Consider the following 22,332-nt stretch of genomic DNA (forward strand, 5'->3'; position numbering starts at 1 on the left):
GGCCCGCGTCACGCCGTACGCGTACGCCGTACCAGTCGTCGCAGGTCGGTCAGGGAGGCGCGGCGGACCCAGGCGATGAGGGCCAGCGGGACGAGCAGGATCAGGGGCGTGAGCGCGTTCTCGCCGTCGAAAGCGGTGAGCTGGACGACGAAGGCGCCCACCATGAGCGCGCCCAGCGCGGCGGCGCCGACCGAGCGCAGCACCGGGACGAGCAGCGCGATCGCGCCGGCGAGTTCGAGGACGCCGATGGCGTACATCCCGGGGTCGCCCCAGCCCATCCTGGCGAAGCTCTCGGCGGCCGACGGGTGGGCGATCAGCTTGGGCAGGGCGCTCGCGAGGGCGTAGAAGAGGGCGAGCAGGATCTCCAGCCCGAGGAGGGCGGCACGGGCCCGTCGGCGACCCGCGGTCATGCCGGAACCGCCCGCGGCGGGTACGGAGGCGGCGCCCGAGGCGGAAACATCGGTGGCGGGAGCGGCGGTGGCGGGAGCGGCGGTGGCGTCGGACATGGGGTTCTCCTGGGAAGCGGTCCGGGTGGTGTCGGAGAGATAGACCGGCCCGCCACCGTGAACTCATCGCGGACCGCACGATCCGGCCCGCACAATCCGGCCCGGCGACCGGGCCCGACGATCCCACTGCACGCCCCGGCCGCTCGTCTTCGCGCCGCAGCACCTCCGTGATCGCAAACTCCGTGATCGCGCCTCCCCCTCCCCCGGCTGCCCCACCACCGCCCTCTCCCTCTCCCCCTCTCCCTCTCCTCCTCCCCTCCCGCCACGGGGGAGTACCGTGCAGAGAGGAGTGGTGAGCGGATGCGGACCGGGAGTGAACCGACGACCGCGCGCAGCGCCCTGCGGATGCGGTGGTGGCTGAGCGTGTGGGGGCTGCTCTGGGCGGTTTTCGGGACGACCGCGTTCGCGCTCGTCGGACGGCCCGGCTGGGCGGTGGCCTGTGGGGTGCTGTGGCTGGTGGTCACGGTCGACCTCTCGGCGATCACCCGGCACCTGCGGCAGGGGCCGCACTACCAGCCGGGCCGCGACATACCGCCGTACCGGCCGCCGGAGGGCCGGATCAGGTGAATCCGCGGGCCCCCGGCCTCGCGGGGGGGGCAGGGGTACGCGGCTACGTGTCGAAGCGGGCCGCGCGCAGGTACTCCGGGTTCGGGTCGAGCGCGGCGGCGAGCCGGAAGTGGCGGGTGGCCTGGTCGCGGCGGCCCTGCCGTTCGTAGGTGCGGGCGAGCGCGAAGTGGGCGAACGCGTTGTCCGGCTCGCGCTCCAGGACGATCGTGAACTCCAGCTCCGCGGGACGCAGTTGCGCGGCGGCGAAGAAGGCGCGGGCACGCAGCAGCCGCGCCGCGGTGTTCTCGGGATGTGCGGCGATGACACCGTCGAGCAGCTTCACCGCGCCCCGCGGGTCCCGGGCGGCGAGCAGGTGCTCGGCGGCACGGAAGTCGATGACATGCGTCTCCGGAGTGCGTCCGGTCGAACCGCTGGTTTCGGGCACGGAAAATTCCTTCCCTCGCTCGCTGGGTTCAACGCGCCCGGAAAGCACCGCTATTCCGGCGCGCCGCTCCCCGGCTGATCCCCGGCCCGGTCGGGCGCCTGTGCCCGCCGGGTCAGCTCGGCCCACACCTCGTCGACGCGTCGTTCCAGGTCCGGCAGGGGTACGTCGTTGTCGATCACGAGGTCGGCGATCGCCCGGCGCTGTTCGCGGGTGGCCTGGGCGGCCATGCGGGCGCGGGCGTCGTCCTCGGTCATGCCGCGCAGCCGGACCAGGCGGTCGAGCTGGGTGGCGGGGTCGGCGTCGACGACGACGACGAGGTCGTAGAGCGGGGCGAGGCCGTTCTCGGTGAGGAGGGGGACGTCGTGGACGACGACCGCGTCGTCGGGGGCGGCGCTCTCCAGTTCGCGGGAGCGGGCGCCGACCAGGGGGTGCACGATCGCGTTGAGCGTGGCGAGCTTGTCGGGGTCGGCGAAGACGATCGCGCCGAGCGCGGGCCGGTCGAGGGCGCCGTCGGCGGTGAGGACGCCGGTCCCGAAGGCGTCGACCACGGCCGTGAGGCCGGGGGTGCCCGGGGCGACGACCTCGCGGGCGATGCGGTCGGCGTCGACCAGGACGGCTCCGCGGGCGACGAGCAGCCGGGACACTTCGCTCTTGCCGGCGCCGATCCCGCCGGTCAGGCCCACTTTCAGCATGACGGGAAGCTTAGGGCCTGCCGTGCGTGACGCCTACGGCAGGCCCTGACGGCTCGACGAGCGGACGAGGGGTCACGGTGTTCGGCCGTCGCCCCCCTGCCCGCCCCGAGGGCGGCTCTCAGCCGTCGCCCTCCCGCTCCGCGAGGAACTTCTCGAACTCCTGGCCGATCTCGTCGGCGGACGGGATCTCCACCGACTCGGCGAGCATGTTGCCGCGGGTCTCGGCGCCCGCGGCGGCGTCGTACTGGTGCTCCAGGCCCTGCACGAGGGCGGTCAGCTCCTCGTCGCCCTCCTGGACCTGGCGGTCGATCTCGGTCTGGGTGCGGTGGGCGTCGGTGCGCAGGGCGTGCGCGATGCCGGGCAGGACCAGGCCGGTTGCGGCCGTGATGGCCTCCAGGACGGTCAGGGCGGCGTCCGGGTAGGCGGAGCGCGCGATGTAGTGGGGGACGTGGGCGGCGACGCCGAGCACGTCGTGACCGGCTTCCGCGAGGCGGTACTCCACCAGACCCTCGGCGTTGCCGGGGACCTGTGCCTCGTCGAAGGGGCTGGGCCGGCCGGGCACCAGGTCGGTGCGGTTGCCGTGCGGGGTGAGGCCGACGGGCCGGGTGTGCGGGACACCCATCGGGATGCCGTGGAAGTTCACCGAGAGGCGGACGCCGAGGCGTTCGACGATCTGCCGGACCGCGGCGGCGAACCGCTCCCACTCGACGTCCGGTTCGGGGCCGGACAGAAGCAGGAAGGGGGCGCCGGTGGTGTCCTGGACGAGCCGGACCTCGATGGCGGGCTCCTCGTAGTCCGTCCAGCGGTCGCGCTTGAACGTCAGCAGCGGGCGGCGGGCCCGGTAGTCCACCAGCCGGTCGTGGTCGAAGCGGGCGACGACCTGGTGGGGCAGCGAGTCGAGGAGCCGGTCGACGATCTGGTCGCCGGTCTCGCCCGCGTCGATGTATCCGTCGAAGTGGTAGAGCATGACAAGTCCGGCCGACTCCTGGGCCAGCGCCACGTCGACGACAGCCAGCCCTTTCGGCTCCCATGCGTACAAACCCTGCGGATCAAGCACTTGGACCGCTCCTCCTCGTGTTCCTTCCGTACAACACGGGGGCGGGTGGCGGCATTCCCCGCCACCCGATCAAGATCACCGGAGTCTCGCGCGGCACACGCCCGCCGGAGCCGTTCCGGCGCTCCGAAGGTCCCTGGCACACGCCGAGGGCCCGCACCTCGGAAGGTGCGGGCCCTCGGTTCTCTCAGGCACTGCGGGTCTTGCTGGTCCTGCGTGGACGACGGCTACGACCGCTGCAAGCCCCGGGGGGCCTGCCGTGCGGTCGAGCCGGTCGAGCCGTCACCTGGAAGGTGTCAGCTCTGGCCGCCCGCGAGCTTCTCGCGGAGCGCGGCGAGCGCCTCGTCCGAAGCCAGGGCACCGGAGGTGTCCGCACCCTCGGAGGAGTACGAACCGCCACCCGAGGCGGCCGGAGCGGCGGCCTCGCCACCCTCGGCGGCAGCGGCGGCGTCGGCCTCGCGGGACTTGATGACCTGCTGCTGGTGCTGCTCGAAGCGGTTCTGGGCCTCGGCGTACTGGCCCTCCCACGCCTCGCGCTGGGTCTCGTAGCCCTCGAGCCAGTCGTTGGTCTCGGGGTCGAAGCCCTCGGGGTAGATGTAGTTGCCCTGGTCGTCGTAGGACGCGGCCATGCCGTACAGGGTCGGGTCGAACTCGACCGAGGCCGGGTCGGCACCGAAGGACTCGTTGGCCTGCTTCAGCGAGAGGCTGATGCGACGGCGCTCGAGGTCGATGTCGATGACCTTGACGAAGATCTCGTCGTTGACCTGGACGACCTGCTCCGGGATCTCCACGTGGCGCTCGGCCAGCTCGGAGATGTGGACCAGACCCTCGATGCCCTCGTCCACGCGGACGAACGCACCGAACGGAACCAGCTTCGTGACCTTGCCGGGCACGACCTGGCCGATCTGGTGGGTGCGGGCGAACTGCTGCCACGGGTCTTCCTGGGTCGCCTTCAGCGACAGGGAGACACGCTCGCGGTCCATGTCGACGTCCAGGACCTCGACCGTGACCTCCTGGCCGACCTCGACGACCTCGGAGGGGTGGTCGATGTGCTTCCAGGACAGCTCGGAGACGTGGACCAGACCGTCGACGCCACCCAGGTCCACGAAGGCACCGAAGTTGACGATCGAGGAGACGACGCCGGAACGGACCTGACCCTTCTGGAGGGTCGTGAGGAACGTCTGGCGGACCTCGGACTGGGTCTGCTCCAGCCAGGCACGGCGGGACAGGACCACGTTGTTGCGGTTCTTGTCCAGCTCGATGATCTTCGCCTCGAGCTCCTTGCCCACGTAGGGCTGGAGGTCGCGGACGCGGCGCATCTCGACCAGGGAGGCCGGGAGGAAGCCGCGGAGGCCGATGTCGAGGATGAGACCACCCTTGACGACCTCGATGACGGTACCGGTGACGATGCCGTCCTCTTCCTTGATCTTCTCGATGGTGCCCCAGGCACGCTCGTACTGGGCGCGCTTCTTCGAGAGGATCAGGCGGCCTTCCTTGTCTTCCTTCTGGAGGACAAGGGCCTCGATCTCGTCACCGACGGCGACGACCTCGTTGGGGTCGACGTCGTGCTTGATCGAGAGCTCGCGGCTCGGGATGACACCTTCGGTCTTGTAACCGATGTCGAGCAGGACCTCGTCCCGGTCGACCTTCACGATGACGCCGTCGACGATGTCGCCGTCGTTGAAGTACTTGATCGTCTCGTCGATCGCGGCGAGGAAGGCTTCCTCGTTACCGATGTCGTTGACCGCAACCTGCGGGGTGGTGGCGGTGGTCTCGGTGCTGCTCGTCATGTGGGAAAGGGCTCCGGTACGGACATTGAAGTCGTAGGTACTGCTTTACGCCGGGAGCCCGTTTCGCTCTGCAGAAGCCGGACAGCCAAGGAAGCGCCAACCGGTGACCCGGTGATGGCGCCTCGACAACCGAGGGGACATACAACAGATGCGAGCGCGACCTGCTACGTCTGAGGTGCGCAGGCCCGCAGCGCAACTTGTAGCATACGGGGGCAGCCGGGCAGGGTCAATGCGCGAAGGCGCACACCCGGGGCGGATCGCCGCATTCCCGGCACAGAACCTTTCTCACGAGGCCGCACAGGCCACGGTGAGACCCCCCGGAGCACCCCGTGTGCACCCCGGGAGAACCGCCCGAGGGCCTTCCCCCGGGCGGTGGGTTGGACGGAAGAGTACGACGAGGGAGCCGATCATCCAAGAGCCCGTGACGACCCCGGACCCGGCCGACGAGCCGGAGGCCACCCGCCGTGCGGCCGGGGTCACCGAGAGCGCCCGCGCCAACCGCGGCTGGTGGGACCGCAACGCGGACGAGTACCAGACCGAGCACGGCACCTTCCTGGGCGACGACCGCTTCGTGTGGTGCCCCGAGGGCCTTGACGAGGTGGAGGCCGAACTCCTCGGCCCGCCGGAGGAGCTGAAGGGGAAGTCGGTCCTGGAGATCGGCGCGGGCGCCGGCCAGTGCGCGCGCTGGCTCGCCGCCCAGGGCGCGCACCCGGTCGCCCTCGACCTCTCGCACCGCCAGCTCCAGCACGCGCTGCGCATCGGCGGGACGTTCCCGCTGGTCTGCGCGGACGCGGCGGTCCTGCCGTTCGCGGACGGCTCGTTCGACCTGGCCTGCTCGGCTTACGGGGCGCTGCCCTTCGTCGCCGATCCGGTGCTCGTGCTGAAGGAGGTGCGCCGGGTGCTGCGGCCGGGCGGCCGGTTCGTGTTCTCGGTGACGCACCCGGTCCGCTGGGCGTTCCCCGACGAGCCGGGCCCGGAGGGCCTGACGGCCGCCTCGTCGTACTTCGACCGCACGCCCTACGTCGAGCAGGACGACGAGGGCCGCGCGGTGTACGTCGAGCACCACCGCACGCTCGGCGACCGGGTCCGGGACGTCGTCGCGGGCGGTTTCCGCCTGGTGGACCTGGTCGAGCCGGAGTGGCCGGCCTGGAACACCTCGGAGTGGGGCGGCTGGTCCCCGCTGCGCGGCAGCCTGCTCCCGGGCACGGCCATCTTCGTCTGCGAGCGCGACTAGGGACGAGAGACTGCCGGGACCTTCCCCGAGGGCCGGGAAGGTCCCGAGGGCCGCGAAGCCCCGGCCCGCGCGCGTACGACACTTGGGGCGTGATCCGTGACGACGCCCTCGACGCGCTGCCCGTGCGGGCCGCCCTGCCCGCGCTGAACGACGCCCTGGACGCGCGCGGCGCGGCCGTGCTGGCCGCGCCGCCCGGTACCGGGAAGACGACGCTGGTCCCGCCCGCGCTGGCGGGGCTGCTCGGCGGGGGCCCGGCGCGACGGGTGGTCGTGGCGGAGCCGCGCCGGATCGCGGCCCGCGCGGCGGCCCGGCGGATCGCCTGGCTGCTGGGCGAACGGCCCGGCGAGCGGGTCGGCTACACCGTGCGCGGGGAGCGCGTCGTGGGACGGCACACGCGCGTGGAGGTCGTCACGACCGGCGTCCTGCTGCAACGCCTCCAGCGTGACCAGGAGTTGTCCGGTGTCGACGTGGTCGTCCTGGACGAGTGCCACGAACGCCACCTGGACGCCGACACGAGCGCCGCGTTCCTGTGGGACGTGCGCGAGACGCTCCGCCCCGACCTGCGTCTGGTGGCGGCCTCCGCGACCACCGACACCGCGGGCTGGTCCCGGCTGCTGGGCGGGGCGCCGGTGGTCGAGGCGACGGGCACGGCATACGACGTCGAGGTGGTGTGGGCGCCCCCGGCCCGTCCGGTACGGCCGCCGCACGGCATGCGGGTCGACCTGGCGCTCCTGGCGCACGTGGCGTCGGTGGTGCGGCGGGCGCTGGCCGAGCGGCCCGGGGACGTGCTGTGTTTCCTGCCGGGGGTGGGTGAGATCGCGCGGGTGGCCGGTCAGTTGGGCGGTCTCGGCGAGGTGGACGTGCTCCAGGTCCACGGGCGGGCCCCGGCCGCCGTGCAGGACGCGGTCCTCGCGCCGGGCGGACGGCGCCGGGTGGTGCTGGCCACGTCGGTCGCCGAGTCGTCCCTGACGGTGCCCGGTGTGCGGGTGGTCGTCGACTCGGGCCTGGCGCGTGAGCCGCGCGTGGACCACGCGCGCGGGCTGAGCGCGCTGACGACCGTACGCGCGTCGCGCGCGGCCGGGCGGCAGCGGGCCGGGCGGGCGGGGCGGGAGGCGCCCGGCGCGGTGTACCGCTGCTGGGCGGAGGCCGAGGACGGCCGCCTGCCCGCCTTCCCGGCTCCCGAGATCAAGGTCGCCGACCTGACGGCGTTCGCGCTCCAGGCGGCCTGCTGGGGCGATCCCGACGCCTCCGGGCTGGCACTGCTGGACGCGCCCCCGGAGGGCGCGATGGCGGCGGCGCGCGCCCTGCTGACGTCGATCGGCGCGCTGGACCCGGCCGGACGGGCCACCGCACGCGGGGTACGGCTCGCCCGGCTGGGCCTCCACCCGCGCCTGGGACGCGCACTCTGGGACGGCGCTTCGACGGTCGGCCTGGAGCGGGCCGCCGAGGTCGTCGCGCTGCTCAGCGAGGAGGTGCCGCGCGACTACGGCGACGACCTGGCCGCCGCGCTGCGCTCCGCCCGGCGTGGGGGTGACGGCTACGCGGCACGGTGGCGCGCGGAGGTGCGGCGACTGCGGTCGGTCGCGACGGCGGAGGGCGGCCTTGCGGGCGCGGGCGCCGTGGAGCCGGGCGCCCCGGAACAGGGCTCCTCGAAGCAGGGCTCCTTGCGGCACGGCTCTTCCGGCGGCGGGCGTCCTGGCGTCGGCGGGGCGAGCCACAAGGCGGCACGTCCGGCGAGCGACCAGGCCGAACGTTCGGCGAGCGACCAGGCTGCACGCACGGCGGACAACCATGCGGCACGCGCGGTGAGCGACCAGGCGCCACGCCCCGCGGGCGGCCAGGAGGGCCGTCACGGCATGTCCGACGACCGTGCCGTCGGGGAGGTCGTCGCCCTCGCCTTTCCCGAGCGGCTTGCGCGCGCGGACGGCGGTTCGTGCCTGATGGTGTCGGGGACCCGCGCCGAGTTGGGCGAGGCGTCCGCGCTGCGGGGCGTGCCGTGGCTCGCCGTCGCGGTGGCGGACCGCCCGCCGGGGAAGGGGCACGCGCGCGTGCGGCTCGCCGCGGTCGTGGACGAGGCGGCGGCGCGGCGCGCGGCGCGCGCGTTGCTCGACGAGCGGGACGAGGTCCACTGGTCCGCCACGGGCGGCGGTTCGGGTGGGTCCGGCGGGTCGGCCGGTTCGGGTGGGTCGGCCGGTTCAGGTGGGGACGTCGTCGCGCGGCGGGTGGAGCGGCTGGGGGCGGTGGAGCTGACGGTGCGCCCGCTGCGGGACGCCGACGCCGGACTCGTACGGGAGGCCCTGCTGGAGGGGTTGCGGCGGGAGGGGTTCGGGCTGCTGCGGTGGTCGGCCGAGGCGGAGGTGCTGCGGCGGCGGCTGGCGTTCCTGCGGACGCGGTGCGGTGAGCCGTGGCCCACGGTGGACGACGCAGCGCTGCACGCGCGCGTGGACGACTGGCTGGAGCCGGAGCTGAGCCGGGCCCGGCGGCGGGCCGACCTGGGGCGGATCGACGCGGGCCGGGCGCTGACGCGGCTGCTGCCGTGGGCGTCCGGGGAGGCGGCCCGGCTGGACGAGCTGGCGCCGGAGCGGATCACCGTGCCGAGCGGGTCCTCGGTCCGGGTCGACTACGGCGATCCGGAGCAGCCCGTGCTCGCGGTGAAGCTCCAGGAGATGTTCGGACTCCAGGAGTCGCCGCGGATCGCCGGGATGCCGCTCCTGGTGCACCTCCTCTCCCCCGCCGGGCGGCCCGCGGCGGTCACCGCCGACCTCGCCTCGTTCTGGAAGGACGGCTACCGGGGCGTACGGGCGGAGCTGCGGGGCCGGTATCCGAAGCACCCGTGGCCGGAGGACCCGGCCGCCGCCGAGCCGACCCGGCACACCAACGCGCGCCTCAGACGCTGACCGGCGCCGCCCCGGAGGACGCGACGCGCACGTGACGCGTACGGAGGCGGCCGCGGGCCTCCAGGTACAGCGACAGGACGAGCAGCAGGGCGCCGAGGGCGAGGAGGCCCCAGGGCAGGCAGGACGTCATCAGGAGGATCAGGACGCGCTGGGAGGCGACCAGGTCGACGGTGTGCCGGACGTAGTCCTCGCGCATCTTCACGTGGCCCGCGAAGGCCGTCACCCGGTCGCGGTCGCCGAGCAGGGTGCCGCCGCGCAGTTCCTCGCGGTGGATCTCCTCGCCGTAAACGGGCGCGCCGGTGAGGGGTTCGACCCAGAACCTGCGGACGGTGGTGTACCAGCGGGTGGTGCCGGTGGCGGCGACCGTCTCGGGGGTGATGCCCGCGACCGGCATGGTCTTCGGCATCGCGACGCGCGTCCAGGGCACGGTCTGCTCGAAGTAGTAGACCTCCAGGCCGCGGAAGTCGCGGGTGCCCCGGTAGTGGATCGGCGCGGTGGTGCGGGTCTGGGCGTCGAAGTAGGCGTAGTCGCGGCGTTGGGTGAGGAACGGCCACTTGAACTCCAGGCCGGTGCGGCGGACCGGGTCGCCGTCGACCGACTCGCCGGACGCGTGCACGGGCTCCTGGGTGTGGGCGTCGAAGACGTAGCGCTCGGGGATGCGGGAGACCATCTTGCCGTCGGGACCCTGGATGTAGGAGAGGGTGTCCCAGACGACGACGTCGCGGCCGGTGGTGCGTTCGACGCGCTCGGAGGCCTCCACGTCGCCCTTGAGGGTCTGCACGATGGTGATCTTCGGGACCTCTCGGGCGGTCATGGTGCCGTAGTCGAGGAGGGTGGCGTCGCGTGCCTCCAGGACGACCGCCTGGTAGGTGCCGAGCGGGATCTTCGCGAGGCGGGGGAACGCGTACCAGCGCAGCAGCGGGGCGAGCGCCGCGCTGAACACGGCGAGGGCGAGCAGGATCAGTGCGGCCCTGCGACGCATCTCGGCCTCCCTCCCGGACGGGTACGGGTCACGCGCGTGCGGGTCACGGGTGTGCGGGCACCGTGGTGAGCAGTGGTTTCGGGGAGGTCTCACCGGCCGGGGCGCGGGCGGCCACGGCGGTGAGCGTGAGCACCAGGGCGAGCGCGGCGGCGAGGCCCGCAGCGGCGGCGACGAGTGCGCGCACGGGTCCTCCCGGCTCGTACCTGATGGTGCGTCAGGTCGGCCACCGTAGCAACGGGCGCGCGAGAGGGGAACACGTCGGACGCGACGGGCACCGCGGACGGCACGGAGGAATCGGACGCGGCGGGCACCTCGTACACGTCGGGTCGGCGGCGGACGCGCGTGCGGTGCGGACGGCGGCGGCGCCCCCGCTCGCGGGGAGCGGGGGCGCCGTCGTGACGGGTGCGCCGGGCGGACGCGGTACGCGCGCGGGCTACGAGGTACGAGCTACGAACCGGTCGTCGCCGAACCGGAGGGGCTCGGGGAGGTGCTGCCTCCGGCGGGCGGCTCGGACGGGCCGGTGGGGTCGGTCGGCTCGGTGGGCCCGGTCGGGTCGGTCGGCTCCGGGGTGGGCGTCTCGGCCGCGGTGACGGTCAGCTCGACCGTGAGGGTCGCGCCGCCGGTGGTGGTGATGCGCAGCAGATACGTACCGGCGGTGTCGTCCGCGAACAGCTCGGGGAGCTTCAGGAGCCCCTTCGCGTCGGTCTCCAGGCCGGTGAGGGTACGGACGGGCTTGTCGCCAGCGCCCTTGAAGAGGGGGCCCTTGTCGTTGGCGGTCGGGTCCTCGGCCGACTTCACCAGGGTGGCGGTGGCCGCGACCCGGCCCGCCGCGGCGCCCTTCAGGGTGGCCTTGACCTCGACGCGGTCGGTGAACCGGCCGCCCGCCGTGACGGTGAGCGGGGTCGTCGCGGTGCGGGCGAGGGCGTCGGCGGCGCGGGCGGTGACGGTGGCCCGGTAGTCGACGGCGGCGACCGTCCGGCCGACGACGGTGGCGCGGACGGTGAACGTGCCGGTCTTCTCGCCCGCCTTGAGGGCGGGCGCGGTGGCGACGCCCTTGGCGTCCGTGACGACCGTGGCGACGCTCTCGCCGCCGGTGAAGACGGCGTCGGTGCCGCTGCCGGTGACGGTGACGGTGAAGCGGACGCGGACCTTGGCGACGGCCTTGCCGTCCTTGGTCTCGGCGCGGGTGGCGATCCGGTCGGTGAACGTGCTGCCCGCGGCGGCGGTGAGCTTCGCGGCGCCCGCGGCCTCCAGGTGGTGGACCGTGTCGGTCGGCGTCTGGGGCGGGGTCGTGGGCGGCGTGGTCGGCGGGGTGGTGGGCGGCGGGGTCGTGCCGCCGCCGGGACGGGAGGGCTTGGCGGGCGGCTTCGGGGACGTGGGGGGCGAGGCGGGCGGGGTGACCGTGCCCCGGCCGTTTCCGGTCCCGGCGCCGGTGCCGTTGCCCGTGCCGTTGCCGTCGCTGCGGTTGTCCGGGAGGGTGCCGGTGCCGTTGGGGACCTCGTGGGTGCCCTTGCGGTAGTACTCCAGCCACGACACGACGGTGTTGTAGTACTCCGTCGAGTTGTTGTAGCTGAGGATCGCCCGGCGCAGGCCGGTGTCGGTGGCCATGTCCCAGCTGTTGCGGCACAGGTAGTGACCGGCGGCGAGGGCGGCGTCGTAGATGTTGTTCGGGTCCTTCTTGCCGTCGGCGTTGCCGTCGCGGCCGGCCCACTCCCAGGTGGAGGGGATGAACTGCATGGGGCCGACGGCCCGGTCGTGGGTGGAGTCGCCGTCGTAGGCACCGTTGTCGGTGTCGCTGATGTTGGCGAAGCCGTTGCCGTTGAGGACCGGGCCCAGGATCGGGGAGAGGGTGGTGCCGTCGGCGCTGACGTTGCCGCCGCGCGCCTGGCCGGACTCGACCTTGCCGATCGCGGCGAGCAGCTGCCAGGGCAGGTTACAGCCGGGCTTGGCGGAGTTGAGGGCGTCGGCGGCCTTGCGGTAGGCGTCCACGACGGTCGCGGGGATGCCCGCCTCGGCGGAGCCGGTGGTGACGGGCGAGGTGCCGGGCGCGGTGCTGGAACTGGGCGCGGGGGCGGGCGTGTTCAGCGGCGGCAGATCGGTGTAGTACGGCGAGTTGCCGGTGGCGCTGTCGGCGGCGGGCGCGGAGGTGCCCTGTTCGGCGGAGGGGGCGTCGGACGCGGTGCGTCTGCCCTGGCTGTCGGCCGTGACGTCGGGGGCCTGGGACGCAGCGAGTGCCGCGACCACCACCGCGGCCACGGTGGTGTTGACCGCTCCCTTGCGCAGCCTGTTGCCGAATTGCGCCGACATGAAGTGAAGCCCTCCCCTGGACACCCGAGCGTCCGTCTGCGTCCTAGTCGCCCGCCTGCGCCGCGTGGTCCGTCCCGTCCTTGTGAACCGGCTCGTCCACGTGGTCCGTCTCCTCCGCCCGGAGGACGGCCGACCGGCGGCCTGCGTTGCCTTCGCGTACGGTTTGCGCTGGTCTGTTCGGTTGTGCGACCGCGCGTACGGTGCGGTAGCCCAGGCGACCCTACGACAACTTCTTTTGCACCGGCACCCGTTAGAGGGCGGTGTTCACCAAGCCGCCACTCCCCCGGGGCGCGTCCGGGGCGTCCCGCATACTGGTCACGACGTCGATCGGCGGACCGTGAGGTCCGGCAACCACCGTGCGGGAGAAGCTCGTTGCCGTTCACCCTGAGTCACGCGGCGGCGGTGCTGCCCGCGGTGCGCACCGACGGCACCGGCCGGGGGCGGCTGGTTCCGGCGTTCCTGATCGCCGGTTCGTTCGCTCCCGACATGACCTACTACGCGGCGAGTGTCCTGTCCGGGGCCATGGAGTTCGGTGAGGTGACGCACTCGGTCGCCGGTGTCCTCACGGTCGACGTGCTCGTGGCGTGGGCGCTGGTCGGGCTGTGGCTGCTGGTGCGCGAGCCGCTGGTGGCGCTGCTGCCGCGGGCGCGCCAGGGCCGTACGGCGGCGCTGACCCGCTGCGGGACGCCCCGCGCGCGCGTGCGGCCCGTGACGGTGACGTGGTGGTACGGGTCGGCGGCGCTCGGCGCGCTGACGCATATCCTGTGGGACGAGTTCACCCACCACGACCGGCTGGGCACACGGCTCTTCCCGGTCCTCGCCGAGGAGTTCGGCGGCTCGCCGCTGTTCTGGTACCTCCAGTACGGGGGTTCGGCCGTCGCCGCCGTCGTCCTCGCCGTCTTCACGGCACGCGCGCTGCGCGCGGCGCCCGCCGGGAGCCCGTCCGGGGTGCCGGTGCTGTCGGCGCGGGACCGGTGGTGGGCGGCGCTGCTGATCGGCGGCTGCGCCGTGGTCGCGGCGGTCCGGCGGGCCACCGTGTGGTGGGCGTACTGGGGCCCGCGGGCCAAGCCCTACGAGCTGATCCCGACCGTCTGTTTCGGCGCGGGCGCGGGCCTGGTGCTGGGGCTGCTGCTGTACGCGGTCGCCGTACGGCGGTGGCGCCCGGCCCCCCGCCCCGCCACCGGCCACCCGCCCGCCCCGGTCACCGTCCGCTGAGCCCCGGCGTCCCGGCCGCCCCGGCCGTCCCTGTGGCACGCACGACCCGCGTGCTCGCGACGAAGACGGCGATACGGCGGCTCGCGCGCCGCCTGGGCAGCCGCCGGGCGAGTGCGGCGCGCGCGAGGGCCGCGTAGCCGCGCGCGAGGTCGATCCGGAGCCGCAGGGGGCTGTCGCGGCGGGTGAGGCGGGTCATGTGGGTGCGGAGGGCGGCGTCGCCGGGGGTTGTGCGGGCCAGGTGGGTGATGCGGCTGCGGAGCTTGCGGGCGTCGGCGCCGGTGAAGCGGGCGAGGTGGGCGCGGAGCGGGCCGAGGCGGTCGGCGCGGGTCCGCCGAGCCCGCGCGGCTACGGCGCGCCCGAGCCGTGCGGGGAGGGCGCGTGCGGCGGTGAGCGGGGTCCTGGGGGCGCGGGGGACGGCCGCGCGGGGCGCGAGCGCGGGAACCGGCCGTCGTGGCGTCCCGGCGCCCTTGGCGGTTTCCCCGGCAGCGGTGAGCGCCGTGGCGTGCACGCGTGCGGAGGCCTTCCGGCGGTGAAGCATGCGTATACCCATGGCCGCATCCTGGCTGCCACGGCCCCCATCGGCCCTTTTCACGACGGCCACGCGGGTGACGGGCCCTCCGGGGGTGGACGGGGGGTGGCTGTGTGCCCGGGGGTGGGTGGCGGCTGGCCGGGGCACGCCGCCAGGGGACAGCCCGGCCGGGAGGGCGACCCACCGGGGGACGGTCTGCCGGGAGAACTGCTGGCCGAGACGACCGCCCGCCGGGGAGACAGCTGCCCCTCAGAGGACACCGGGCCAGACGACCCGCGACAGGGGCGGGCTGCCGGAGACGGGGCGGCACCGGACGGCTGCTGCCGCCCACCCGCCCGGCCGGGAGGAGGCGAGCCGGTTGCGGGCGCGGCCCCCGCCGCCCCGCCCCCGCTCGCCTCGTCTCGTGTCGCCTCTCACGGTGACCTCGCCCCCCTGGTCCCCCGTCCGACCGCCGGAGGCTAGTGCGCGGCCGACTCCCAGTCCGGGCCGACGCCCACCGAGACGTCGAGGGGGGCCCTCAGGTGGACGGCGTCGGCCATCTCGCGGCGGACCAGGGTCTCGACGGCCTCGCGCTCACCCGGGGCGATCTCCAGGACGATTTCGTCGTGGACCTGGAGCAGCATGCGGGAGGTCAGGTCGGCCTCGCGCAGGGCGCCGTCGACCTTGAGCATGGCGAGCTTCACGATGTCCGCCGCCGTGCCCTGGATGGGCGCGTTCAGAGCCATCCGCTCGGCGGCCTCGCGGCGCTGGCGGTTGTCGCTGTTGAGGTCGGGGAGATAGCGGCGGCGGCCGAAGAGGGTCGCCGTGTACCCCGTGGCGCGGGCCTCGTCGACCGCGCGGCGCAGATAGTCGCGGACACCGCCGAACCGCTCGAAGTAGGCGTCCATCAGCGCGCGCGCCTCACCCGCGTCGATGTTCAGCTGCTGGGAGAGTCCGAACGCGGACAGCCCGTACGCCAGGCCGTACGACATGGCCTTGATCTTGCGGCGCATCTCCGCGTCGACCGCGGCGGGCTCGACGCCGAACACCTGGGAGGCGGCGGTGGTGTGCAGGTCCTCGCCGGAGGTGAACGCCTCGATCAGCCCGGCGTCCTCGGAGAGGTGGGCCATCACGCGCAGTTCGATCTGGCTGTAGTCGGCCGTCATCAGCGACTCGAAGCCCTCGCCGACCACGAAGCCGCGCCGGATGGCACGGCCCTCGTCGGTGCGGACGGGGATGTTCTGGAGGTTCGGGTCGGTGGACGACAGGCGGCCGGTGGCGGCCACCGTCTGGTTGAACGTGGTGTGGATGCGGCCGTCGGCGGCGATCGTCTTGATCAGGCCCTCGACGGTGACGCGGAGCTTCGCCTGCTCGCGGTGGCGGAGCATGATGACCGGCAGTTCGTTGTCCGTCTGGCCCGCGAGCCAGGCCAGGGCGTCGGCGTCGGTCGTGTACCCCGTCTTGGTCTTCTTCGTCTTCGGCAGGCCCAGCTCGCCGAAGAGGACCTCCTGGAGCTGCTTGGGCGAGCCGAGGTTGAACTCGTGCCCGGCCGCCGCGTGCGCCTCCTTCACCGCCTGCTGCACGGCGCCCGCGAACATCTGCTCCATCGCTTCGAGGTGGGCGCGGTCGGCCGCGATGCCGTGCCGCTCCATGCGGGTGAGCAGGATCGACGTCGGTAGTTCCATGTCCCGCAGCAGGTCGGCCGCGCCGACCTCCTCCAGACGCTCCCGGAACGCGTCGCCGAGGTCGAGGATCGCGCGCGCCTGCACCATCAGCGCCTCGGCCTCTGCGCCGTCCTCCACGCCGAACGCGAGCTGCCCGTCGGACGCGGCGGCCGGGGCCAGCTCCCGGTGCAGGTACTCCAGGGACAGCGCGTCCAGGTCGAACGAGCGGCGGCCGGGCTTGACCAGGTAGGCGGCGAGCGCGGTGTCCATGGAGACCCCGCCGACGCTCCAGCCGTGCTCGGCGAAGACCCGCATGGCGCCCTTGGCGTCGTGCAGCACCTTGGGGCGGTCCTCGGCGGCCAGCCACGCCGACCAGGTGTTCTCGTCGGCCTCGTCCAGCTCGGTCGGGTCGAACCAGGCGGCGGGGCCGCCCGCCGCGGCCAGCGCGACCTCGGAGACCGAGCCGGTGCCGAGGGCCCAGGTGTCGACGGTGGCGACACCGAGGGGACCCTCGCCGTGCGCGTCGAGCCAGGCGGTCAGCTCGCCGGTGCCGAGCACGGTGGCGTCGATGTCGACCCCGGCCGCGGCGGCGGGCGCGGGCTCGGCCTCCTGGCCGCCCGGGTCGACGGCGAGCAGCCGCTCGCGCAGCGACGGGTTGCGGATCTCCAGGGTGTCGAGGACCATCGCGACGGCCGTCCGGTCGTACGGCGCGCGCTCCAGTTCGGTGACGGTCTTCGGCAGCTCGACGGTGCGGACCATCTCGGTGAGGCGGCGGTTGAGCTTGACCGCCTCCAGGTGGTCGCGCAGGTTCTGCCCGGCCTTGCCCTTGACCTCGTCGACGCGCTCGACCAGCTCCGCGAACGAACCGAACTGGTTGATCCACTTCGCGGCCGTCTTCTCCCCGACCCCGGGGATGCCGGGCAGGTTGTCCGACGGGTCGCCGCGCAGCGCGGCGAAGTCCGGGTACTGGGCGGGCGTCAGGGCGTACTTCTCGAACACCTTCTCCGGGGTGAACCGGGTCAGCTCGGAGACGCCCTTCGTCGGATAGAGCACCGTGGTGTGCTCGCTCACCAGTTGGAAGGAGTCCCGGTCGCCGGTGACGATCAGCACGTCGAAGCCCGCGGCCTCGGCCTGGGTGGCGAGGGTGGCGATGACGTCGTCGGCCTCGAAGCCGTCCACCGCGAACCGCGACACGTGCATCGCGTCGAGCAGTTCGCCGATCAGCTCGACCTGGCCCTTGAACTCGTCGGGGGTCTTGGAGCGGTTCGCCTTGTACTCGGTGAACTCCTCGGAGCGCCACGTCTTGCGGGAGACGTCGAAGGCCACCGCGAAGTGCGTGGGCGCCTCGTCGCGCAGGGTGTTCGCCAGCATCGACGCGAAGCCGTAGATCGCGTTCGTCGGCTGGCCGGTCGCGGTGGTGAAGTTCTCCGCGGGCAGCGCGAAGAACGCGCGGTAGGCCAGCGAGTGCCCGTCCATGAGCATCAGGCGGGGCCGGTCGGCGCCGGAGGGGTTCTCGGTCTTCTTCGATGCTGTTTCTGCCACGCCCCCGATCCTGCCACGCCCCACTGACACCCCGGCCCCACGCAGCCCCGTCCCGGCGGCCGGACCGAGTTGTCCACAGGCATCGGCCGCTCGATCCGACCCGTGCGAGGATCGAGTCACAGGTCCTCACCCCTGGTGCGGACACCCACCCCCGCCAGCGAAGGAGACGGCCGCGATGGCGACGAAGCCGCCCCAGGACGATCCGGTCCAGGACGCGCCGCAGGTCGACGGGCCGCAGCATGCGGCGGCGGGCCTCACGGCGATCGGGCACACCCTGCGCATCGCCCAGCAGCAGATGGGTGTCCGGCGGACCGCGCTGACCCTGCTCCGCGTGAACCAGAAGGACGGCTTCGACTGTCCGGGCTGCGCCTGGCCCGAGCCCGACCACCGGCACGCCGCGGAGTTCTGCGAGAACGGCGCGAAGGCGGTGGCGGAGGAGGCGACCCTGCGCCGGGTCACGCCCGAGTTCTTCGCCGCGCACCCGGTGGCCGACCTCGCGGGCCGCAGCGGGTACTGGCTGGGCCAGCAGGGCCGGCTCACCCACCCCATGTACCTCCCGGAGGGCGGCGAGCACTACGAGCCGGTCTCCTGGGAGCGCGCCTTCGACATCATCGCCGAGGAGACCGCCGCCCTCGCCTCCCCCGACGAGGCCGTCTTCTACACCTCGGGCCGCACCAGCAACGAGGCCGCGTTCCTCTACCAGCTCTTCGCGCGCGAGCTGGGCACGAACAACCTCCCGGACTGCTCCAACATGTGCCACGAGTCGTCCGGCTCGGCCCTGTCGGAGACCATCGGCATCGGCAAGGGCAGCGTCCTGCTGGACGACCTCCACCAGGCCGACCTGATCATCGTGGCCGGGCAGAACCCGGGCACCAACCACCCGCGCATGCTGTCCGCCCTGGAGAAGGCCAAGGCGAACGGCGCCAGGATCATCAGCGTCAACCCGCTGCCCGAGGCGGGCCTGGAGCGCTTCAAGAACCCGCAGACCCCCAAGGGCCTCACCACGGGCGCCGCGCTCACCGACCTCTTCCTCCAGATCCGCATCGGCGGCGACCAGGCCCTCTTCCGGCTGCTGAACAAGCTGATCCTGGAGACGGAGGGCGCGGTCGACGAGCCGTTCGTCGAGGAGCACACGCACGGCTTCGAGGAGTTCGCCGCAGCCGCCCGCGAGGCCGACTGGGACGACACCCTCGCCGCGACCGGCCTGTCCCGGGAGCGGATCGAGGAGGCCCTGCGCATGGTCCTCGCCTCCCGGCGCACCATCGTGTGCTGGGCGATGGGCCTCACCCAGCACAAGCACTCCGTGCCGACCATCCGCGAGGTGGTCAACTTCCTGCTGCTGCGCGGCAACATCGGACGCCCCGGAGCGGGCGTCTGCCCGGTGCGCGGCCACTCCAACGTGCAGGGCGACCGCACCATGGGGATCTTCGAGCGGCCCGCCCCCGCCTTCCTCGACGCCCTGGAGCGGGAGTTCGGCTTCGCGCCGCCCCGCGCGCACGGCTACGACGTCGTGCGTGCCATCCGCGCGCTGCGCGACGGCGAGGCGAAGCTCTTCTTCGCGATGGGCGGCAACTTCGTGTCGGCCTCGCCCGACACCGACGTCACCGAGGCCGCGATGCGGCGCGCCCGGCTCACCGTCCACGTCTCGACCAAGCTGAACCGTTCGCACGTGGTGACCGGGGCGCGGGCGCTGATCCTGCCCACCCTCGGCCGCACCGAACGCGACCGGCAGGCGGGCGGCGAGCAGTTCGTCACCGTCGAGGACTCCATGGGCCTGGTGCACGCCTCCCGGGGCCGCCTGGCCCCCGCGAGCGGGCAGCTGCTGTCCGAGCCCGCCATCGTGTGCCGGCTGGCCCGCCGGGTCCTCGGCGACGGCAGCAAGGTGCCGTGGAAGGAGTTCGAGCGGGACTACGCCCTGATCCGGGACCGCATCGCGCGGGTGATCCCCGGCTTCGAGGACTTCAACGCGCGCGTGGCCCACCCCGGCGGCTTCGCCCTCCCGCACGCCCCGCGCGACGAGCGCCGCTTCCCCACCGCCACCGGCAAGGCCAACTTCACCGCCGCCCCGGTGGAGTACCCGGAGCTGCCCCCCGGCCGCCTGCTGCTCCAGACGCTGCGCTCCCACGACCAGTACAACACCACGATCTACGGCCTCGACGACCGCTACCGGGGCATCAAGGGCGGGCGCCGGGTGGTGCTGGTCAACGCCGAGGACGCCCGGGACCTGGGGGTGGCCGACGGGGCGTACGTCGACCTGGTCGGTGAGTGGAAGGACGGGGTGGAGCGGCGGGCGCCCGGGTTCCGGGTCGTCGTCTACCCGACGGCGCGGGGCTGCGCGGCGGCGTACTACCCGGAGACCAACGTGCTGGTGCCGCTGGACGCGACGGCGGACACCAGCAACACCCCGGCCAGCAAGTCGGTCGTAGTGCGTCTGGAACAATCGGCGACCGACTGAGCGTTTGCTCAGCAAGGACGGACCTGGTCGCGCGAGCACACCGGGCCGTCCGCCCTGTCACGACGCACCGGCCACGACGAACGGAGCTGGACCCTCATGGGCGAGCAGCAGCAGGTGAAGTTCCCGCAAGAGGTCATCGACGAGTACGCGGCGCTCGGCGTCGACCTGCCCGCCCTGTTCTCGGCGGGGCACCTCGGCACCCGCATGGGCGTGCAGATCATCGAGGCGGCGGCGGACCGCGTCGTCGGCACCATGCCGGTCGAGGGCAACACCCAGCCCTACGGCCTGCTGCACGGCGGCGCCTCCGCGGTCCTCGCCGAGACCCTCGGCTCGGTCGGCGCGATGCTGCACGGCGGCATCAGCAAGATCGCGGTCGGTGTCGACCTGAACTGTACCCACCACCGCGGCGCCCGCTCCGGCCTGGTCACCGGCGTGGCCACGCCCGTGCACCGGGGCCGCTCCACGGCCACGTACGAGGTCGTGATCAGTGACGAGGAGGGGCGGCGGGTGTGCACCGCCCGGCTGACCTGCATGCTGCGCGACGTCGACCACGGCAACGCGACCGCCCCGGCGACCCCCGCGAGCTGACCCCGGCGCCTAGGGCCTGTCGTTTGGATCACGCCTGGGCCGCGGGGTGTGGCACGCCCATCTGCGGCGTTGTCGTCGGTTGCCGACGCTCCGCGTCGACGCCCTCCTCCGCCTTGCAGCTGCACGCACCACACCCCGCTCACCGGCACTCACCAGGCACCGAAGCCCGAAGCCGGCATGATCCAAACGACAGACCCTAGGGGGCCACGCCCCACCGCCGAGCCCCCAGGCCCCGGCCCCGGCCCCGGCCCCGGCCCCGGCCCCGGCCCCGAGGAGGCGTACCACACCGCCTGCCCGCCGGCCCTGGGGACGGCGCGCCTCCGCGGCTCCGGGCCTCCGGTTCCATGGGCACGCCCCACCCGCCGGGTACTCGGCCGGGGTACAGCCCGCGCCCTTCGAGCGCCTGAGGGGGTGGTGCATGTGCACCACCCCCAAGAGGCCGAGATCCCCGACCCGGCACCCCGCCGCGCCGCCACCGCCCCCACCCGCCCCGGACTTCCCCAGGACTCCCCGTCCGTCGTTGCCCCGCCCCGCTCCCACGCCCTAGCGTCGGAGCATGGCAGAGGGAGGCTTCACCCAGCCGGGACCGGGGCACCGGGGCGACCCGGCACACACGCCACGGTCGGCGACGACCGCCGCACCGACCGGGCCCTCCCGTCGGCCCCCGAGCGCAGCAACCGCCACCCTCACCGACCGCCCCCGCCGGACCCTGCTCGCGGTCGCCGCCCTGGCCGCGTCCCTGCCCCTGCTCGCCGCCTGCGCCAGCAGCACCCCCGCCGCGCCCGGCACCCCCGCCGCCCCGTCGCCTTCCGTGACCCCGCCCGAAGCGCTCTGCGCCCGGATCGTCACCCACTGGGCGCGGGAGCTGCTGGTCGGCGAGGGGTACGGGGACTACCAGTCGATGGGTCTGTCGGACGGCCAGTACACGATCCTGCGGGACGTCCTGGACGCCGCCCGCGCCGAGCGGGAGCGCCAAGGGGCCCGCGCGGCCGACGAGTTGATCGAGCACCGCGCCCGGACGGGCTGCGTGGCGTGGTACCGCTCCGGAGGGCCGGGCGAAGGGCCTTGGCGGTGAGCGGCGTTGGCCCGGTCGAGCCGGGCGAGGGCACCCGCCCCCGCGAGGACGACGGCCCCGCCCGCGTCGGCAACGTACGGCGGCTCGCGGCGCGGCTGCCCGCGCGCGGGCGGCGCGCGGCGATCGGGGCGCTGGCCGCGGCGGCCCTGCTCGCCGGGGGCGGGGTGCTGTACGCGACCCGGCCATCCGCGCCCCAACAGACCACGGCCGCCCCGCCGTTCCCGTCTCAAGTGGTGGACGTCCGTTACGTCGGCCCGCTGACCGTGCCGCCCGGCACCCGGCCGCGGACGTTCGCCTTCGAGGTGCTGCTCGGTGTGGCGACGGGCCCGCCGGTGACGACGACCCGGCTGGGGCAGCCGTACCCGGGAATCTCGCTGACCTCCTCACCGCGCACCCCTTTCCGCACGGTGGCGGGCACCACCCGCAAGGTCACCCTCGCGATGCATGTCACGGAATGCGGAAAAGTGCCAAGGAACGTCGGACTCCCTTTCCTGGATGTAACTCTGCGTAATGCGCGCGCAATGCGCGCGCACAGTTTCATCCTCGGTTCCCGCTATGCGCGAGACCTCTCCCAGGCCCTGGAAGTCGCCTGTAGCAACGAATCCGAGTAATCAGCAAAACCGCCGAGACGCCTGAACCCAGTAGGGCCCGTCCTGCGGATTCTCACTATGCGGACAGGGCGAATCAGCCGGAATTCCACTGTTCCACCCCCTGAGTACCGCTCTGCATTACCTCGTGTCATAACAAGAGAGTCACAGCATGGGCCAGGCCCTCCTCTGGGTTCCCTTCCCACGTTTAGAGTCACGGCCAGTCACCGCGCCACCGAAAAGCA

The 22,332-nt window shown here is 73.6% G+C and carries 18 protein-coding genes; 8 read left to right on the plus strand and 10 right to left on the minus strand.

Annotated features, from left to right (window positions below; all coding sequences use genetic code 11):
* Window positions 1–8 precede the first annotated feature (8 nt).
* A complete protein-coding gene (locus ACIQPQ_RS29900; RefSeq protein WP_401309813.1) occupies window positions 9–506 on the minus strand; it encodes a DoxX family protein in 498 nt (165 codons plus the stop codon).
* A gap of 300 nt (window positions 507–806) precedes the next feature.
* Between ACIQPQ_RS29900 and ACIQPQ_RS29905 the strand changes: the two genes are divergently transcribed.
* On the plus strand, window positions 807–1,073 hold the full coding sequence (locus ACIQPQ_RS29905) for a DUF6343 family protein (protein ID WP_401309816.1): 267 nt from the start codon (window positions 807–809) through the stop codon (window positions 1,071–1,073).
* Window positions 1,074–1,116: 43 nt separating this feature from the next.
* On the opposite strand, the gene ACIQPQ_RS29910 is transcribed toward ACIQPQ_RS29905, so the two are convergent.
* The 4 genes from ACIQPQ_RS29910 to rpsA form a co-directional block, all read right to left on the minus strand.
* On the minus strand, window positions 1,117–1,497 hold the full coding sequence (locus tag ACIQPQ_RS29910; RefSeq protein WP_401309819.1) for a tetratricopeptide repeat protein: 381 nt from the start codon (window positions 1,495–1,497) through the stop codon (window positions 1,117–1,119).
* A gap of 50 nt (window positions 1,498–1,547) precedes the next feature.
* On the minus strand, window positions 1,548–2,189 hold the full coding sequence (gene coaE, locus ACIQPQ_RS29915) for a dephospho-CoA kinase (RefSeq protein WP_401309821.1): 642 nt from the start codon (window positions 2,187–2,189) through the stop codon (window positions 1,548–1,550).
* Between the two features lie 118 nt (window positions 2,190–2,307).
* Complete coding sequence (locus ACIQPQ_RS29920; RefSeq protein ID WP_401309824.1) at window positions 2,308–3,246, minus strand: PAC2 family protein; 939 nt, start codon at window positions 3,244–3,246, stop codon at window positions 2,308–2,310.
* Window positions 3,247–3,539: 293 nt separating this feature from the next.
* Window positions 3,540–5,033, minus strand: a complete 1,494-nt coding sequence (rpsA, locus tag ACIQPQ_RS29925; RefSeq protein WP_383773681.1) for a 30S ribosomal protein S1 — start codon at window positions 5,031–5,033, stop codon at window positions 3,540–3,542.
* Window positions 5,034–5,262: 229 nt separating this feature from the next.
* Between rpsA and ACIQPQ_RS29930 the strand changes: the two genes are divergently transcribed.
* On the plus strand, window positions 5,263–6,267 hold the full coding sequence (locus ACIQPQ_RS29930; RefSeq protein WP_401309828.1) for a class I SAM-dependent methyltransferase: 1,005 nt from the start codon (window positions 5,263–5,265) through the stop codon (window positions 6,265–6,267).
* Between the two features lie 89 nt (window positions 6,268–6,356).
* Window positions 6,357–9,164, plus strand: coding sequence for an ATP-dependent RNA helicase (locus tag ACIQPQ_RS29935; protein WP_401309831.1), 2,808 nt, complete (start codon window positions 6,357–6,359; stop codon window positions 9,162–9,164).
* Here ACIQPQ_RS29935 and ACIQPQ_RS29940 read toward each other — a convergent pair.
* The 3 genes from ACIQPQ_RS29940 to ACIQPQ_RS29950 form a co-directional block, all read right to left on the minus strand.
* The gene (locus ACIQPQ_RS29940; RefSeq protein ID WP_401309834.1) at window positions 9,154–10,146 is read right to left on the minus strand and encodes a DUF3068 domain-containing protein; all 993 of its coding nucleotides are present in this window, start codon (window positions 10,144–10,146) and stop codon (window positions 9,154–9,156) included. The genes ACIQPQ_RS29935 and ACIQPQ_RS29940 overlap by 11 nt on opposite strands.
* 43 nt (window positions 10,147–10,189) lie before the next feature.
* Window positions 10,190–10,330, minus strand: coding sequence for an SPW_0924 family protein (locus ACIQPQ_RS29945; RefSeq protein ID WP_383773673.1), 141 nt, complete (start codon window positions 10,328–10,330; stop codon window positions 10,190–10,192).
* A 263-nt stretch (window positions 10,331–10,593) separates the two neighbouring features.
* Window positions 10,594–12,453: a lytic murein transglycosylase gene (locus tag ACIQPQ_RS29950; RefSeq protein ID WP_401309837.1), complete on the minus strand. Its 1,860-nt coding sequence runs from the start codon at window positions 12,451–12,453 to the stop codon at window positions 10,594–10,596.
* A 372-nt stretch (window positions 12,454–12,825) separates the two neighbouring features.
* Between ACIQPQ_RS29950 and ACIQPQ_RS29955 the strand changes: the two genes are divergently transcribed.
* Window positions 12,826–13,668 (plus strand): DUF4184 family protein, encoded by an 843-nt coding sequence (locus ACIQPQ_RS29955; RefSeq protein WP_401309840.1) that lies wholly within the window; start codon window positions 12,826–12,828, stop codon window positions 13,666–13,668.
* Here the strand turns inward: ACIQPQ_RS29955 and ACIQPQ_RS29960 are convergent.
* Both ACIQPQ_RS29960 and polA read right to left on the minus strand, forming a co-directional pair.
* Entirely contained in the window at window positions 13,655–14,218 is a 564-nt protein-coding gene (locus ACIQPQ_RS29960) for a hypothetical protein (RefSeq protein WP_401309843.1), read from the minus strand. The two genes, ACIQPQ_RS29955 and ACIQPQ_RS29960, sit on opposite strands and share 14 nt — an antisense overlap.
* 437 nt (window positions 14,219–14,655) lie before the next feature.
* Window positions 14,656–17,382: a DNA polymerase I gene (gene polA / locus ACIQPQ_RS29965; protein WP_401309846.1), complete on the minus strand. Its 2,727-nt coding sequence runs from the start codon at window positions 17,380–17,382 to the stop codon at window positions 14,656–14,658.
* 175 nt (window positions 17,383–17,557) lie between these two features.
* Here polA and ACIQPQ_RS29970 point away from each other — a divergent pair, with 175 nt between their 5' ends.
* From ACIQPQ_RS29970 to ACIQPQ_RS29985, 4 genes are all read left to right on the plus strand, one after another.
* Complete coding sequence (locus ACIQPQ_RS29970; protein WP_401309849.1) at window positions 17,558–19,837, plus strand: FdhF/YdeP family oxidoreductase; 2,280 nt, start codon at window positions 17,558–17,560, stop codon at window positions 19,835–19,837.
* 96 nt (window positions 19,838–19,933) lie between these two features.
* Window positions 19,934–20,425, plus strand: a complete 492-nt coding sequence (locus ACIQPQ_RS29975; protein ID WP_401309851.1) for a PaaI family thioesterase — start codon at window positions 19,934–19,936, stop codon at window positions 20,423–20,425.
* Between the two features lie 556 nt (window positions 20,426–20,981).
* Window positions 20,982–21,500, plus strand: coding sequence for a hypothetical protein (locus ACIQPQ_RS29980; RefSeq protein WP_401309854.1), 519 nt, complete (start codon window positions 20,982–20,984; stop codon window positions 21,498–21,500).
* Entirely contained in the window at window positions 21,497–22,111 is a 615-nt protein-coding gene (locus ACIQPQ_RS29985) for a Tat pathway signal sequence domain protein (RefSeq protein WP_401309857.1), read from the plus strand. The genes ACIQPQ_RS29980 and ACIQPQ_RS29985 overlap by 4 nt, the downstream gene beginning before the upstream one ends.
* Window positions 22,112–22,332 lie beyond the last annotated feature (221 nt).

Origin of the sequence: Streptomyces sp. NPDC091281, assembly GCF_044757425.1 — a bacterium.
Taxonomy (GTDB): domain Bacteria; phylum Actinomycetota; class Actinomycetes; order Streptomycetales; family Streptomycetaceae; genus Streptomyces.

What these genes read in the sequence shown, in the direction of transcription:
- ACIQPQ_RS29900 (WP_401309813.1), bottom strand. Translation starts at nt 506, where the DNA reads ATGTCCGACGCCACCGCCGCTCCCGCCACCGCCGCTCCCGCCACCGAT.
- ACIQPQ_RS29905 (WP_401309816.1), top strand. Translation starts at nt 807, where the DNA reads ATGCGGACCGGGAGTGAACCGACGACCGCGCGCAGCGCCCTGCGGATG.
- coaE (WP_401309821.1), bottom strand. Translation starts at nt 2,189, where the DNA reads ATGCTGAAAGTGGGCCTGACCGGCGGGATCGGCGCCGGCAAGAGCGAA.
- rpsA (WP_383773681.1), bottom strand. Translation starts at nt 5,033, where the DNA reads ATGACGAGCAGCACCGAGACCACCGCCACCACCCCGCAGGTTGCGGTC.
- ACIQPQ_RS29930 (WP_401309828.1), top strand. Translation starts at nt 5,263, where the DNA reads ATGCGCGAAGGCGCACACCCGGGGCGGATCGCCGCATTCCCGGCACAG.
- ACIQPQ_RS29940 (WP_401309834.1), bottom strand. Translation starts at nt 10,146, where the DNA reads ATGCGTCGCAGGGCCGCACTGATCCTGCTCGCCCTCGCCGTGTTCAGC.
- ACIQPQ_RS29950 (WP_401309837.1), bottom strand. Translation starts at nt 12,453, where the DNA reads ATGTCGGCGCAATTCGGCAACAGGCTGCGCAAGGGAGCGGTCAACACC.
- ACIQPQ_RS29960 (WP_401309843.1), bottom strand. Translation starts at nt 14,218, where the DNA reads ATGGGTATACGCATGCTTCACCGCCGGAAGGCCTCCGCACGCGTGCAC.
- ACIQPQ_RS29970 (WP_401309849.1), top strand. Translation starts at nt 17,558, where the DNA reads ATGGCGACGAAGCCGCCCCAGGACGATCCGGTCCAGGACGCGCCGCAG.
- ACIQPQ_RS29975 (WP_401309851.1), top strand. Translation starts at nt 19,934, where the DNA reads ATGGGCGAGCAGCAGCAGGTGAAGTTCCCGCAAGAGGTCATCGACGAG.
- ACIQPQ_RS29980 (WP_401309854.1), top strand. Translation starts at nt 20,982, where the DNA reads ATGGCAGAGGGAGGCTTCACCCAGCCGGGACCGGGGCACCGGGGCGAC.